A 13249-nucleotide genomic window follows, 5' to 3' on the forward strand; every position below is an offset into this window, starting at 1 on the left:
CGCTGATCGCTGGTGAGGGCAAGGCATGCTGGCTTCGTTGTTCGCTGTTCTGGCACCGGTGTTTATCGTCGCGGGCATTGGCTACGGCTGGGCCCGCAGCGGTATCGACTATCCCACCGAATTCATCGCCCGACTGGTGATGAACATCGGCACCCCAGCCTTGGTGCTGTCGACCTTGAGCCGGACCAAACTGGACCAGTCGGCCTTTACCAATATGGCGTTGGCCTGCGTACTGTGCATGGCTGGCATGGCCTTGGTCGGGCTGCTGGTCAGCCGCTTGTCTGGCCTGCACTGGCGCGTCTTGTTGCCGGCGTTCATGTATCCCAATACCGGCAACATGGGCCTGCCAATCAGCCTGTACGCCTTTGGCGAGCATGGCCTGGCGCTGGCGGTGGCGTTCTTTCTGACCTTGTCGATCTTCCAGTTCACCGTGGGCATTGCCGTGGCTGGCGGCGCCAGCTCGTTCAAGGCGCTGCTGCGCAACCCGATCGTGATCAGCCTGGCGGGGGCCATGCCGATCATCTTTCTGCAATGGGAATTGCCCAAGTGGCTGGCCAATACCGTCAACCTGCTGGGCGGCATGACCATCCCGTTGATGCTGCTGACCCTCGGCGTGTCGCTGGCCAGCATCCGCCTGCAGCAGGTCGGCAAGGGCATGCTGCTGGGCGGGCTGCGGATCGTTCTGGGTGGCGCGGTTGGCTGGGCAGTGGGTGAGCTGCTTGACCTGGAAACCATGGCCAGGGCCATCCTGGTGTTGCAATCGTCGATGCCGGTGGCAGTGTTCAACTACCTGCTGGCCGTGCGCGCCAAGCGCTCACCTGACGAGGTCGCCAACCTGGTGATGTGCTCGACGATCCTGTCGTTCGTCTGGTTGCCGCTGGTGCTGGCCTGGTGGCTGTAACCCGCAGCCCTAGTCGCTTGAATGCTCGGCGCGGGTATCTATGCCGACCACCACCGACATCCCTGGGCGCAGGCGCTTGGCGTCGGGCTGGTCCGGGTCGACGGTGATCCGCACCGGGATCCGTTGCGCGATCTTGACGAAGTTGCCGGTGGCGTTGTCGGCTTGCAGCAAGGCGAACTCGGAGCCGGTCGCGGGTGAGATCTGCTGCACGTGGCCGCGCAGTTTCAAGTGATCGAGCGCATCGACGCTGAAGGTTACCGGCTGGCCAATGCGTACCTTGGCCATCTGGGTTTCCTTCATGTTGGCGATGATCCAGTGGTTGTCCGGGACCAGCGGCATCAACTGCGCACCTGAATTGACATACGCACCCAGGCGCGTGCCGATCTGGCCGAGCTGGCCATCGCGCGGTGCTGTGACGCGGGTGTTGTCCAGGTCGATGCGGGCCAGTTCGACCGCGGCCTTGGCGTTTTCTACCGAGGCTTCCAGCGAGGCGCGGTTGACGATCACCGTCTCTACGTCCTGGCGCGCGATCTCCAGCGCGGCCTTGGCCTGGGCCAGGCTTGCCACTGATGCTGCATGATTGGCGCGGCTGACATCCAGCTCGCGGCGCGATACCGAACCGTCGCTGACCAGCGCCTGATTGCGGCGCAGGTCAGCCTGGCTCTTGTCGGCCTGGGCGGCAGCATCGGTGATCGCCGCCTGGCGCTGGACGATGGTCGCCTCGGCGCTCTTGCGCTGCTGCAGGTTGTTGGCCAGCGCGGCCTGCTGTTGCTGTAATTGCGCAACGGCCTGGGCCAGGCGCTGGGTGTAGATGCGGTCATCAAGGCGCACCAGCAGGTCGCCGGCCTTGACGTACTGGAAGTCCTGCACCGGCACTTCGACGACATAGCCGGACAGCTGCGGGCCGATCAGCGTGACCTGGCCACGCACCAGCGCGTTTTCGGTGCTCTCGATATCGCTGCCAAATGGCGGCAGTTGCCAGGCATACAGCACCAGCAGGATGCCGGCCAGGGCCACACCGGCAAAGGTCAGGACAGACAATACCCGCACTCGTCGCGAGCCGCCGGGGTTGCTCGGCTGCGTGGGCGGGGTCTGACCTTCCGGAGTTTCGGCAATGGCGTTGGTAGAGGTGATCGGTGTTTCTTCATTCATTGATTCGAAGCGCCGCGGTTTGAGTCGGAAAGGGCCGCCTGGCGGGTCGTGTGCCAGACCCACAGGCTGCGCAGCGAAATCCAGAGCATGGTCAGTATGGCAATCCCGGCGATCAGCAGGAATACATCGTTGTAAGCCAGCACGTTGGCTTCGCGGGTGGCGGCATTGGCCAACAAGCGGGTGCCGACTTCAATGCGCAGGGCCGGGTCGGCAATGACTCCAGCATAGCCGCCGCCACCGCTTTGGACCCGGGCGTTTACCAGGGGTTCGAGGCGGCTCAGCTGTTCGCTGAGGTTGCTCGAGTGGAATTTCTCGCGCACGGTCTGGAAGGTGCCGAGCAAGGCCGCGCCAAGCAAGCCGCCGAGGTTGTTGCAGATGCCGAACAGTACCGAAAAGCTGACCAGGTTGCGCGGGTTGGCGCGCACGTGGCCGATGCCCAACGCCATCGATGGGCCGAGGAAGAAGGTGCTGCCAAACGCCAGCATGAACTGGCTCAGGTACATCTGCGCTGGCCGGGTCAGGTTGCTCGAGCTGCTGTCCATGTAGGCGCCGACAGCCATCAGCGCCAGCGAGCCGAACAGCGGCAGCACCAGGTGCTTGGGGTTGATGGTCAGGGCACTGGTGACCAGCCCGGCCACGGCGCCCAGCAGCATCACCGCATACAGGCTGCGCAGCTGCTCGGTGCCCAGGTTGAGCGTTTGCAGAAAGCCCACCGCGCCGGTCGATTGCTCGGAGGTGACCATGCGGATCAGGATCACGCACAGGGCCAGGCGGATCACCGCGGCGCTGCTCAGCCAGCGGGTCATCAACAACGGGTTGCTGCGGTTGTGCTCGATCGCCAGCCCGGCGCAGATCAAACCGATCGAGGCCGCCAGCGCCATGCCGATCCACGGCGTGTCCAGCCACCATTCGATGCGCCCCAGCGACAGCGCGGCGCAGAGCAGGGCGGTGCCGCTGGCCATCAGGCCGAAAGTGAGAAAATCCAGCGGTTCGAAGGTCTTGAAACGGTCGCCAGGCGGCAACTTCAGCAGTAATACGCAGCCCAGCGCGGTCAGCGCCAGGCCCAGTTCGAACATGTACAAACCGCGCCATTCGGCAATCTGCAGCAGGTCTTCGGAGAAGATCCGCGCCAGCGGTATCGCCAGCTGCGAGGCACCCAGGCCGAGCACCATGGCTTTGAGTCGCCAACGCTCGGGGAAGGCCTGAATCATGTAGTACAGGCCCAGCGAGCTCAGCGCTGCACCGACCATACCGTGGGCTGCGCGCACGGCGATGGCCGAGTTAATGTCGTTGACGAACAAGTGGGCGAAGGTGACCAGTGCATACAGCACCAGAAACACCTCGGTGAACGCGCGCAGGCCAAACTGCTGACGAAACTTCACCAGCAGCAGGTTCATCGACACGTTGGTCATCACGAACGCCGCCGGCAGCCAGGCCATTTCGGCGCTGGTGGCACCGAGCGCGCCTTGCAGGAAGGTCAGGTTGGCGGTCACCAGAGCATTGCCCAGGCCGCCGGTGATCGCCACCAGCAGGCCCACCGCGCCGTAGGCGAGGCGGGTCAGCGGTGGATGCAGCGGGGTCGACGGCGAGCCGGGAATGGTCGGCTTTTCGTGGGGGAGCCACTGGCGTGGTGCGTACTTGTCCATCGGAAGGGCTTGGCCTTGGTCAACTTGCGAAACTGTACGTCAGATCAGTCAAGCGGGTGAAGCTGCTGCAGCAATTTTAGCGCTGCTCAACCGGCCAGCAACTCAAGCTCTTGCGCGCGTTTGGCTTCGGTAACCGACAGCTCGCCCGGCAGTTCGACATTGTTTTTGCAAGCGAGAATCTCCGCCATCACACTCACGGCAATCTCGGCTGGGGTCTTGCTGCCAATGTAAATACCGATAGGACCGTGTAACCGTTTGAGTGACGCCTCGGTTTCGCCAAAGTGCTCGATCAACCGCTCACGTCGTTGCTGGCTATTGCGCCGCGAGCCGATTGCGCCGATATAGAACGCCGGGCCGTGCAGGGCTTCGAGCAGGGCCAGGTCATCCAGCTTGGGGTCGTGGCTCAGGGCCAGAATGCAGGTGCGCAGGTCCGGCACGAACGCCCGCACCACGTCATCCGGCATGCCAACCACCTGCTCGACACCGGCAACACTCCAGCCCGCCATGTGTTCCGGTCGCGGATCGCACACGGTGACCTTGAAACCATTGAACTGGGCCATGGTAGCCACATACTCGGCCAAAGCGCCGGCGCCGATCAGCAACATCCGGTAACCAGGACCAAGGGTGCTGACCATGCGCGCGCCGTCGAAGCTGAATTGCTCTGGCGTCGAAGTGTGTTCCAGCGTCGCCGTGCCGCTGGCCAGATCCAGGCTGCGTCGGGCCAGGCCGCCCGCATCCAGCCGCTCCAGCAGCAGGCCAAGGGCTTGATGACAGGGATTGAATTCGAGCACCAACTCCAGGGTGCCGCCGCAGGGCAGGCCAAAGCGGTGGGCTTCATCGGCGCTGACGCCGTAGCACACCACCTGCGGCAAACCGTCGCTCACACCGCTGCCACCGTAGGCGCGGGTGTAGCGGTGGACCAGGTCATCTTCGATGCAGCCGCCGGAAACACTGCCGATCACCCGGCCGTCCTCGCGCAGGGCCATCATCGAGCCGACCGGGCGTGGCGACGAGCCCCAGGTGCGGGCAACGGTCGCCAGCAGCACCTGCTCGCCAGCCGCCAACCAGTCGCGGGCGGTGCGCAGGACCATCAGGTCAATGCTTTCCATCGGTGTTCCTTGATCTGTTTGTGCACTATGCAGTCATGCTCGCTGACGGTAATCGCCCCGCGAGCACTCCTGTCTTACTGAGCATCGCAGCAGGCTTGAGGTTCCTTTCAACGCATCTGCAGGATGATTGGGCTGCTGCTGGCCGGGTCGGTGTGCTCGCGCAGCTTGGCCACGTCCTTGGCGGGCACTGCAGTGCCGGTGTTGCCCCAACTGCTGCGGACAAAGCTCAGTACCTCGGCGATTTGCTGATCGCTCAGCTGCTCGCGGAATGACGGCATGCGGTAGGCATCCGGCACGCCGGCGGCAACCACCCGTTGGGCACCGTTGAGGGTGATGTTGATGGCCGAGGCGTTGTGCTCGGCCAACGCTGAGGTAGCTCCGGCGAGTGGCGGCATCCATTGAGCCTGACCGCGGCCATCCAACCCGTGGCAACTGGCGCAGGCGGTGACGTAGGTATGCGCTCCGGGCTTGTCCAGCTGCTGCGCAGCCGATATGGCTTGATATTGCCAAGGCGGGCCATCGCGTTTCGGGTCGCCCGGCAACGACTTGAGGTAGTGGGCAATCGCTGCCAGGTCTTCATCGCTCATGAACTGCGTCGAGTTGTTGAAGGCCTCGGTCATCGAGCCGTAGACCACCGCATGCTGGTTGCGCCCGGTTTTGAGGAAGCGGGCAATGTCGGCTTCGCTCCAGCGGCCCAGGCCGGTGTTGTGGTCATTGCGCAGGCTCGGCGCGTACCAGCCGTCGAGCAAGGCCCCAGAGACGAAGGTAGCGCCGCGCTCGCTCAGGGCTTTTTCATCAAAGGCGATGCCGCGTGGGGTATGGCAACTGCCGCAATGGCCGGGGCCCTGTACCAGGTAGGCGCCACGGTTCCACTGGGCATTCTGCTCAGGTTTGGCGGCGTAGGGTTCGGCCTCGGTGAACAGGCCGTTCCACAGTGCGATTGGCCAGCGCAGGTTCAACGGCCAGGGGATTTCCCCGGGCTTGTTGGGCTGGTCGGCTGCTTGCACGCCCTGCATGAAGAAGGCGTACAGCGCCTGCACGTCTTCGTCGCTGAGCTTGGCATAGGACGGGTATGGCATGGCTGGGTACAAGCGGCGCCCGCCGGGCGCGACGCCGTGGCGCACGGCTTGGTCGAACTCGGCCAGGCTGTACTTGCCAATGCCGTGATCGGGGTCGGGGGTGATGTTGGTGGCGTAGATTGCCCCCAACGGAGTCGCCATCTTCAGGCCGCCGGCAAACGGCGCGGCCTCCGGCAGGCTGTGGCAGGCCACGCAGTCGCTGAGGCGGGCGACGTACTCCCCGCGCTGGACCAAGGCCAGGTCGGCATTGCTCTGGGGTGTTGCGGTAAACGGCGACGCTGGTTCACGGGTGACGTACCAGGCCAGCAGGCCGGCCGCGATCAGGCACGGCACGGCGAACAGGGCCAAGGGTCTTGCAAGGCTTTTTCGAGTCATGTGCAGGTCGTCCTGGGCCAGCTTAGCTGAAGGTGTAGCGTGACAGTGGCATGCTGCGGATGCGCTGGCCGGTCAGCTGCGCTACCGCGTTGGCGACTGCCGGGGCGACCGCAGGCAAGGGTGGTTCGCCGATGCCGCCCATCTTCTCGCCGCTTTCGACAATGCGTACATGCACCCGGGCCATGCGCGCCGCCGGCAGGATCGGATACAGGTCGTAGTTGCGTGCGCGCGGCTTGCCATCGACGTAGACCGCTTCTTCGAGCAATGCTTGCGACAGCCCCAGCGAGACCGCGCCGTTGACCTGAGCCTCGACGATGGCTGGGTTGACGATGCTGCCAGGGTCGATGGCCTGCCAGATGTCATGCACTTTGACCTGGCCGTTCTCGATCGAGACCTCAGCGATTACTGCTGCATGCGAGCCAAACGGTGAGGCCATGGCTACGCCGCGGGCACGCTTGCTGCCGTCTTCGGCGGTGAACGGGCCCCGTTTCCAGCCACCAGACAGGTCGGCCACCGCCTTGAGCAGGGTGCTCAGGCGTTGGTTACCCTGCAGCAGGTGCATGCGCAGCGCATAGGGGTCCTGGCCGCCTTTGTCGGCCAGTTCGTCGAGGAACGCTTCATAGAAGAAGTCGTTCATCGAGTTGCCCACCGAGCGCCAGTAGCCGAGCATTGCCGGGCCCTTGACATAGATCTGCGCGACGCGACGGTTGGCGATCGCGTACGACTTGCCAGACAAACCTTCGAGTGCCGTCGGATCGCCTTTTTCCGCTGGGCTGCCGGCGATTGCTTCGGTCGGGCCTTCGGTAGCGCTGACTGCTTCAATTGCCACCGGCATGCCGTTGGCGTCCAGCCCGGCACGGAACTTGACCACCGCCATCGGCCGTAGCACGTCGCGGACAAATTCTTCTTCGCGGCTCCAGATCAATTTGATCGGCCGGCCGACGGCCTTGGCCAGGGCGATCGCTTGCGGATAGGGGTTGGCGCTGTCGTAAAGGAAATGCCGGCCAAAGAACCCACCGAGCAGCGGCGAGTGCAGGGTGATCTGCGCAAGATCGAGGCCGGTGCGCTTGGCGATGTCGGCGCGGAACATGTCGGGTGCCTGGTTCGGCAGCCAGACTTCGAGCGAGCCATCGTCGTTGTAGCGGGCCAGTGCTGAAGGTGGCTCCAGCTGCGCGTGGTTGACGAACTGATTGTGGTAAGTGGCCTCGACCTTGGTCTTGGCGCCTTCCAGGGCTTTACTGAAATCGCCTTCAAGCTCTTCTTCGCGCTGCGGCCCGGTCTGCGCCGCCAGGTGCTCGCGGAAGCCGTCGCTGGAGAAGTCCGCCGGCATCGGCCGCACCTTGGAGTCCGCAGTCGGCTCCTGCCATTGCACCTGCAGCGCTTCGGCAGCGCGCTTGGCGTGCCACCAGCGCTCGGCAACCACTGCCACTGCGCCCGGCAGCTGATGCACCGAGTGCACGCCCTTCATGGCCTTGACCTGCGCCTCGTTGCGCACATCAGCTACGGTCATGCCCAGGCGTGGCGCGTGCTGCACGGCGGCGTGGAGCATGCCGTCGACTTTCAGGTCGATGGCGTAGACCGCCTTGCCGGTGGATTTGTCGTAGGCGTCGAGACGTTTGACCGGCTTGCCGATCCAGCGGAACTGGTTCGGGTCGCGCAAGGTGATGCTGTCTGGATCGGGCACCGGCAGGTCCATGGCCGCGCCGGCCAGCTCACCGTAGCTCAGCGAACGGCCGGAGCTTGCGTGAATGACCCGACCCGGCTCGGTGCTCAGTTCGCTGACCGGTACGCCCAGCTTGGTGCTGGCGGCCTGTACCAGCATGGCCCGGCCGAGGGCGCCCAGGCGCCGCATGACCGGGTAGCTCAGGCGCACCGACATGCTCCCGCCGGTAATACGCATGCCGTTTTCCAGCACCACGTAAGCTTCACCGGGCGGCGCGGCTTCGACCATGAAGGTGGCAGGATCGGCATCCAGCTCCTCGCCGACAATCTGCGCCATCGCCGTGAAGGTGCCTTGGCCACCTTCCATGAACGGGCTGAGCAGGCGGATGCTGTTGTCCGGGCGGATTTCCAGGAACGCCGGCACCTGAGTGCCCCGCGCTGGGGTTGCCGCAGCAGCGGCTTGTACCCGCGAAGTGCCTAGCGGCAGGCCGAAGCCCAGCACCAGAGCGCCAATGGCGCTGCCGGCGAGAAAGCGCCGGCGCGACAGGTTGACCGGTTGATCGAGCGCGAGCAGATCGGCGGGGTAGACGACAGGCTTGGTCATACCACGTCCTCCCGCTTGGCCAGTGCATGCACGGCGTCATGGATCGCGTTGTAGGTGCCGCAACGGCAGAGGTTGATCATCGCCGCAGAAATCTGCTCATCGCTGGGCTTGGGGGTGTGCTTGAGCAGGGCAGTGGCGGCCATGACCTGGCCGGACTGGCAGTAGCCGCACTGTGCGACCTGTTTGTCGACCCAGGCAGCGACCACGCGCTTGCCGACATCGTCGGCCTCGATGGCTTCGATGGTGGTGACCTCCCGGCCAACCACGCCGGCAATCGGCGTTACGCAGGCGCGCACCACATTGCCGTCGACCAGCACTGAACAGGCGCCGCATTGGGCCAGGCCGCAGCCGTATTTGGTGCCGGTCATGCCCAGGTCATCACGGATTACCCACAGCAGTGGAGTATCCGCGTCGGCATCGACCTCGTAGGTCTTTTGGTTGATTCGAAGCTGCATGGCTCACCCGTAATCAGTCGGTTGGATGGATCTCTAGTTTTTATCAGGCCGCCAATGCCCCAGGCCCTGCGCACCCCATGCGGAAAAACTAGCACAAGGTGGTCAAGGCGCAGCCTGCGGCTGCTCAAGCGGTCGGCGGCGTTGCTCATTTCATTCAGTTCAGGCGCAGTGCTTCGATCACGACCTGCATGGCGCGTGAGGTCTCGCGCTGCGCCGAGTAATACAAGTGGTAGCCAGGAAAGCTGCGCCACCACGTTTCAAGCACGGGCACAGCCCGGCCAGCCGCCAGATGGGCGGCAGCCAGATCGTGCGGGACATAGGCCAGGCCATGGCCGTCGAGGGCGGCATTGAGCACCTGGTAGATGCCGTTGAACACCAGCCGGCCCTCGACCCGCACGCTGATTTCGCGCTCGCCTTGCTTGAGCTCCCAGGCATACAGGTTGCCCTGGGTTGGCAGACGCAGGTTGATACAGGCGTGTTGGCTGAGTTGCTCCGGGGTTTCTGGCGTGTGCCGTTCGGCGAAATAAGCGGGCGCAGCGATGATTGCCAGGCGCATGTCCGGGCTGATGCACACCGAGCGGATGTCCTTGCCCAGGCTGTCCCCCAGGCGTACGCCAAAGTCAAACCGGCCCTGGACGATATCGGAGAAGGCGTAATCGCTTTGCAGCTCCAGGTTCAAGCGCGGGTAGCGCGCCAGCAGGCTTTGCAATTTTGGCCAGAGCAAGCTGTCGATGGCATGGTCGCTGGCGGTGATGCGCACGGTGCCGCTGGGCATATCGCCGAGTTCGGCGACCGCGTGCAGTTGTGCTTCGATCAGCTCAAGGCGCGGTGCCACCTCGGCGATCAAGCGTTCGCCTGCCTCGGTAACCGAGACGCTGCGCGTTGTGCGCGTCAGCAGGCGCACACCGAGGCGCGTTTCCAGGTCGCGGATGGTGTGGCTGAGCATCGATTGCGACATGGCCAACTGTGCCGCGGCGCGGGTGAAGCTGCGCTCGCGAGCAACGACGATCAACGCCTGAAGTTGGCTGTAATGCTCTCTGGCCATTGCAGCAGTCCTGAAATCCAGTGGTGTGCGCTAATAATTGGCGCAGAGACGACACTGTAGGCGGGATGGGCGGCCCTAGAAACCTGCATAAACTGCATGCAGCTATGAGCCTGGTTGATAAATACCGGTGTAGCGTGCGTGGCTGTAGCACGTTTGGCGAGCCGGGCAAGGTAATTGACTAGACGCGCAGTGCCGCGATCAGCAGGGCCATCGCCCCTGACGGTTGCCGCCGACTGGGGTAATAGAGGTGCAGACCGGGCCACACCGGGCTGAAGTCTTCGAGCATCTGCAGCAGCTGCCCGGACTGCACATACTGCCCAACCAGTTCCGCAGGCAGATAGGCGACGCCAAGCCCGGCCAGTACGGCTTCCACGGCGTCGGAGGTGTTGTTGAAGACCAGTTGCCCGTCCACACGCAGATTGACTTCGCGGCCATCGACTGCAAATTCCCACGCCCATAAATTGCCCCGCGTCGGCAGGCGCAGGTTGATGCAGTTGTGCTGCAACAGGTCGCTTGGCGTCTGCGCCATACCGTGATGCTGCAGGTAAGCCGGGGTGGCGACAACTGCATAGGGCGCATCCGCAGCGATGCGCACGGCGATCATATCCTGTGCCACTGCCTCGCCGAGCCTGACGCCGGCATCGAAACGTTCGGCAACAATGTCGACGAAGCCGCTGTTGGTCGACAGCTCGACCTTGATCCCCGGATGTGCCGGCAAAAACAGCTTGAGCTTGGTCATCAGCACCGCCCGCACAGCGTGATCGGAGGCGGTGATGCGGATCGTGCCGGTAGGGCTGTTGCTCAACTCGGTCAGCGCCTGCAACTGCGTGTCGATGGCCTCGAATTGTGGGGCGACGTTCGCCAGCAGTTGCTCGCCGGCCTCTGTCATCGTCACGTTGCGCGAGTTGCGTGACAGCAGGCTGACGCCCAGGCGGGCTTCCAGGGCGCGTACGGCGTGGCTGACGGCTGTCTGTGACACGCCCAGCCGCGCTGCTGCTTTGGTGAAACTACGCGCGTGCGCGACGGCAAAGAACACACTCAGGCCGGAGAACGCATCGCGCAAAGTCTTGGGGTCCATGGAGGGCACTTCACTGGGGAACTGTCGGGCAAACTACAGGGATGGCCTGACGATGAACAGCGTTCTGGTTGAGCGCTGGAGTGAGCAGATAGAGCTAGGCGCTTTGCCTACGAGAAGCATGAGGATTCGGGCCGCTGGTTTCGCTCGTATGGCAATGAGAGATCGCTTGGCGGCCCCATGATCAGCGTTGCTGGCGTTGCTCCAGACGCTGGGCGAACTGGCCAATCACTTCAACCACCCGCTGCGCACCGCGCTGAATATCCTCGATCACCGCGCCAGCCTTGTGCGCCAGCTCAACACCTTGCTCGGTCTTCAGCGTACTCGCCTGCATGCTCGCCACAGCCTGGCGGGCCAGTTCGCGGTTCTTGCCGACCACTTCACTGATCGCCACGGTGGCCTTGCTGGTGCGCTGCGCCAGGTTGCGCACTTCATCGGCGACCACGGCAAAGCCGCGGCCTTGGTCGCCGGCGCGGGCGGCTTCGATCGCCGCGTTGAGGGCCAGCAGGTTGGTCTGCTCGGCGATGCTGCGGATGGCATCGACAATGGTGCCGATCTGCTCGGACTGCTCACTCAGCGCACTGATCGCCTGGCCCATCTGCGTGAGCTCGTCGGCAATGCTCTGCACCATGTTTACGGTCTGTTGCACCACTGCAGAACCCTGCTGGGTACACTCATCGGTGTGCTGAGACGTCTCGAAGGCCACCAGTGCAGCTTGCGATTCGGCCTCGCGCTGCTCGATCTCAGGGGTGATATCACTGGCAAACTTGACGATGCCATAGAGCTTGCCGTGCTCGTCATACAGCGGGTTGTAGGTAGCCTGCAGCCAGACGGTGGCGCCGCGACTGTCCAGGCGCGGGAATTGGCCTGCCTTGAACGTGCCACGATTCAGCGCTGCCCAGAACTCGCGATAGGCGTCACTTTTCGCTTCGCTGGCAGAGCAGAACATCTGGTGATGCTGACCGCGTACCTGATCCAGGCGATAGCCCATGACCTTGAGGAAGTTGGCGTTGGCATTGATCACGCGCCCGTCAAGAGTAAACTCGATGACGGCCATCGAACGTTCAATGGCGTTGATGACGCTGGCCTGTCCCTGGGCGTGCTGCTGGGCTACACCATGCTCGTCCTGGAGCGTGGCGACGGTCTTGCGCAGCGCAGCCACTTCAGCCTCGAGCGCGGCTTGACTGGCGTGTTCCGCATGCAACAACTGCTGGTGGGTGCTGGCGCGGATAAACATGGCGGCGGGCCTCGGGAACAGAATCTGCGTGTTGGCACGGTGCCCACACAGTAGGTGCCATTAAGCCACTACCGCCAATAATTGTACAAATATTTATTACTGTACAAGTATGAGAACTTAATTGTCCCGTTCGCGGTCAGGCTCACTTCCAGCCCAGCAGCCACCGGGTGGAGTCGCGCAGTTCCTGCCAGTCGAACACTTCACTGCGCCCGGTCAGCACCGCCTGCATCTCGACTTGCAGCGGTGTGCCTTCGTCATCACACAGCAATTGGGTGACGATGAAGTGCTTCTCGCGGTTTAGCGGCGCGCGAGCTGTCCATTTCGACAGCGCCAGTTTGCGGGGGTTGAACCTGTTCATGAGAGCTCCATGCGCGGTGGCTGCTGATATCTTTGCGTCTAGGCTATAGACTTATACACGTATTGCAAATTGTACAAGAATCGCCATTTTGTCACAGGGAGCTCCCACATGACCGACGCTACCCGCACTACCTCGATCACCTTGCAGCAGTTGCGCAGTCTTGCTGATGCGGGTTCAGTCGACGAGCTTGAACTGCTGTCTCTGGAGGGCGGCATTTACCTGCTCAGGGTGCATACCGCAACAGGCCTGCAGACTTTGGCCGGGGAGGGCGGCAGGCCGATGCACCTGCGCTCGTCGACGCACTTGCGCAGTTTGCTCGCGGGCTTCTCGGCAATGCGCTGCGTGCTCGTCCAGCATGTGGTCCACGATGAGATGTGCGGCCAGCGCGAAGGGCAGATCGAGCCATTGCGCCTGCCATTGTCACTGGAGCAGACGTGGTAGCCGCAAGTACTCCGCGACTGGGCCTGATACTCGGGGACCAGCTGTCATCCGACCTGAGATCGATCCAGGCACTGGACCCGCAGCGTGACATCCTGGATGAGGTGAAATAT

At 63.5% G+C, this 13249-nt stretch carries 12 protein-coding genes and 2 pseudogenes; 3 read left to right on the top strand and 11 right to left on the bottom strand.

Going from position 1 to position 13249, the window contains the following annotated elements:
• Nucleotides 1-25: 25 nt before the first annotated feature.
• Entirely contained in the window at nucleotides 26-901 is an 876-nt protein-coding gene (locus FW789_RS06070; protein WP_446431140.1) for an AEC family transporter, read from the top strand.
• A 9-nt stretch (nucleotides 902-910) separates the two neighbouring features.
• Here FW789_RS06070 and FW789_RS06075 read toward each other — a convergent pair whose 3' ends face one another.
• The 8 genes from FW789_RS06075 to FW789_RS06110 all read right to left on the bottom strand — a co-directional run bounded on the left by FW789_RS06075 (nucleotide 911) and on the right by FW789_RS06110 (nucleotide 11106).
• Nucleotides 911-2053, bottom strand: coding sequence for an HlyD family secretion protein (locus FW789_RS06075; protein WP_446431141.1), 1143 nt, complete (start codon nucleotides 2051-2053; stop codon nucleotides 911-913).
• Nucleotides 2050-3699, bottom strand: a complete 1650-nt coding sequence (locus FW789_RS06080) for an MFS transporter (RefSeq protein WP_103437247.1) — start codon at nucleotides 3697-3699, stop codon at nucleotides 2050-2052. The genes FW789_RS06075 and FW789_RS06080 overlap by 4 nt, the downstream gene beginning before the upstream one ends.
• Before the next feature lie 86 nt (nucleotides 3700-3785).
• Nucleotides 3786-4808, bottom strand: a complete 1023-nt coding sequence (locus tag FW789_RS06085) for an XdhC family protein (RefSeq protein WP_103437248.1) — start codon at nucleotides 4806-4808, stop codon at nucleotides 3786-3788.
• 107 nt (nucleotides 4809-4915) lie between these two features.
• Entirely contained in the window at nucleotides 4916-6262 is a 1347-nt protein-coding gene (locus FW789_RS06090) for a c-type cytochrome (protein ID WP_103437249.1), read from the bottom strand.
• Between the two features lie 22 nt (nucleotides 6263-6284).
• Nucleotides 6285-8528: a molybdopterin cofactor-binding domain-containing protein gene (locus FW789_RS06095; RefSeq protein WP_446431142.1), complete on the bottom strand. Its 2244-nt coding sequence runs from the start codon at nucleotides 8526-8528 to the stop codon at nucleotides 6285-6287.
• Nucleotides 8525-8983, bottom strand: coding sequence for a (2Fe-2S)-binding protein (locus tag FW789_RS06100; protein WP_103437251.1), 459 nt, complete (start codon nucleotides 8981-8983; stop codon nucleotides 8525-8527). The genes FW789_RS06095 and FW789_RS06100 overlap by 4 nt, the downstream gene beginning before the upstream one ends.
• Nucleotides 8984-9137: 154 nt before the next feature.
• The gene (locus tag FW789_RS06105; RefSeq protein WP_446431143.1) at nucleotides 9138-10028 is read right to left on the bottom strand and encodes a LysR family transcriptional regulator; all 891 of its coding nucleotides are present in this window, start codon (nucleotides 10026-10028) and stop codon (nucleotides 9138-9140) included.
• 178 nt (nucleotides 10029-10206) lie between these two features.
• On the bottom strand, nucleotides 10207-11106 hold the full coding sequence (locus FW789_RS06110; protein ID WP_103437253.1) for a LysR family transcriptional regulator: 900 nt from the start codon (nucleotides 11104-11106) through the stop codon (nucleotides 10207-10209).
• Between the two features lie 99 nt (nucleotides 11107-11205).
• Here FW789_RS06110 and FW789_RS06115 point away from each other — a divergent pair.
• Nucleotides 11206-11262: pseudogene (locus tag FW789_RS06115) on the top strand (DUF1348 family protein); the annotation flags it as partial.
• A gap of 25 nt (nucleotides 11263-11287) precedes the next feature.
• Here FW789_RS06115 and FW789_RS06120 read toward each other — a convergent pair.
• The 3 genes and pseudogenes from FW789_RS06120 to FW789_RS06130 form a co-directional block, all read right to left on the bottom strand.
• The gene (locus tag FW789_RS06120; protein WP_258035208.1) at nucleotides 11288-11809 is read right to left on the bottom strand and encodes a methyl-accepting chemotaxis protein; all 522 of its coding nucleotides are present in this window, start codon (nucleotides 11807-11809) and stop codon (nucleotides 11288-11290) included.
• 30 nt (nucleotides 11810-11839) lie between these two features.
• A pseudogene (locus FW789_RS06125) lies at nucleotides 11840-12340 on the bottom strand (PAS domain-containing protein); the annotation flags it as partial.
• 142 nt (nucleotides 12341-12482) lie between these two features.
• Nucleotides 12483-12698 carry a TIGR02450 family Trp-rich protein gene (locus tag FW789_RS06130; RefSeq protein ID WP_103437256.1) on the bottom strand — a complete coding sequence of 72 codons (216 nt, stop codon included), beginning with the start codon at nucleotides 12696-12698 and terminating at the stop codon, nucleotides 12483-12485.
• A gap of 135 nt (nucleotides 12699-12833) precedes the next feature.
• On the opposite strand from FW789_RS06130, the gene FW789_RS06135 reads away from it, so the two are divergent.
• Nucleotides 12834-13139, top strand: coding sequence for a DUF6482 family protein (locus FW789_RS06135; protein ID WP_446431237.1), 306 nt, complete (start codon nucleotides 12834-12836; stop codon nucleotides 13137-13139).
• The last annotated feature ends 110 nt before the right edge of the window (nucleotides 13140-13249 follow it).

The organism is Pseudomonas sp. 1121_17 (genome assembly GCF_052850745.1).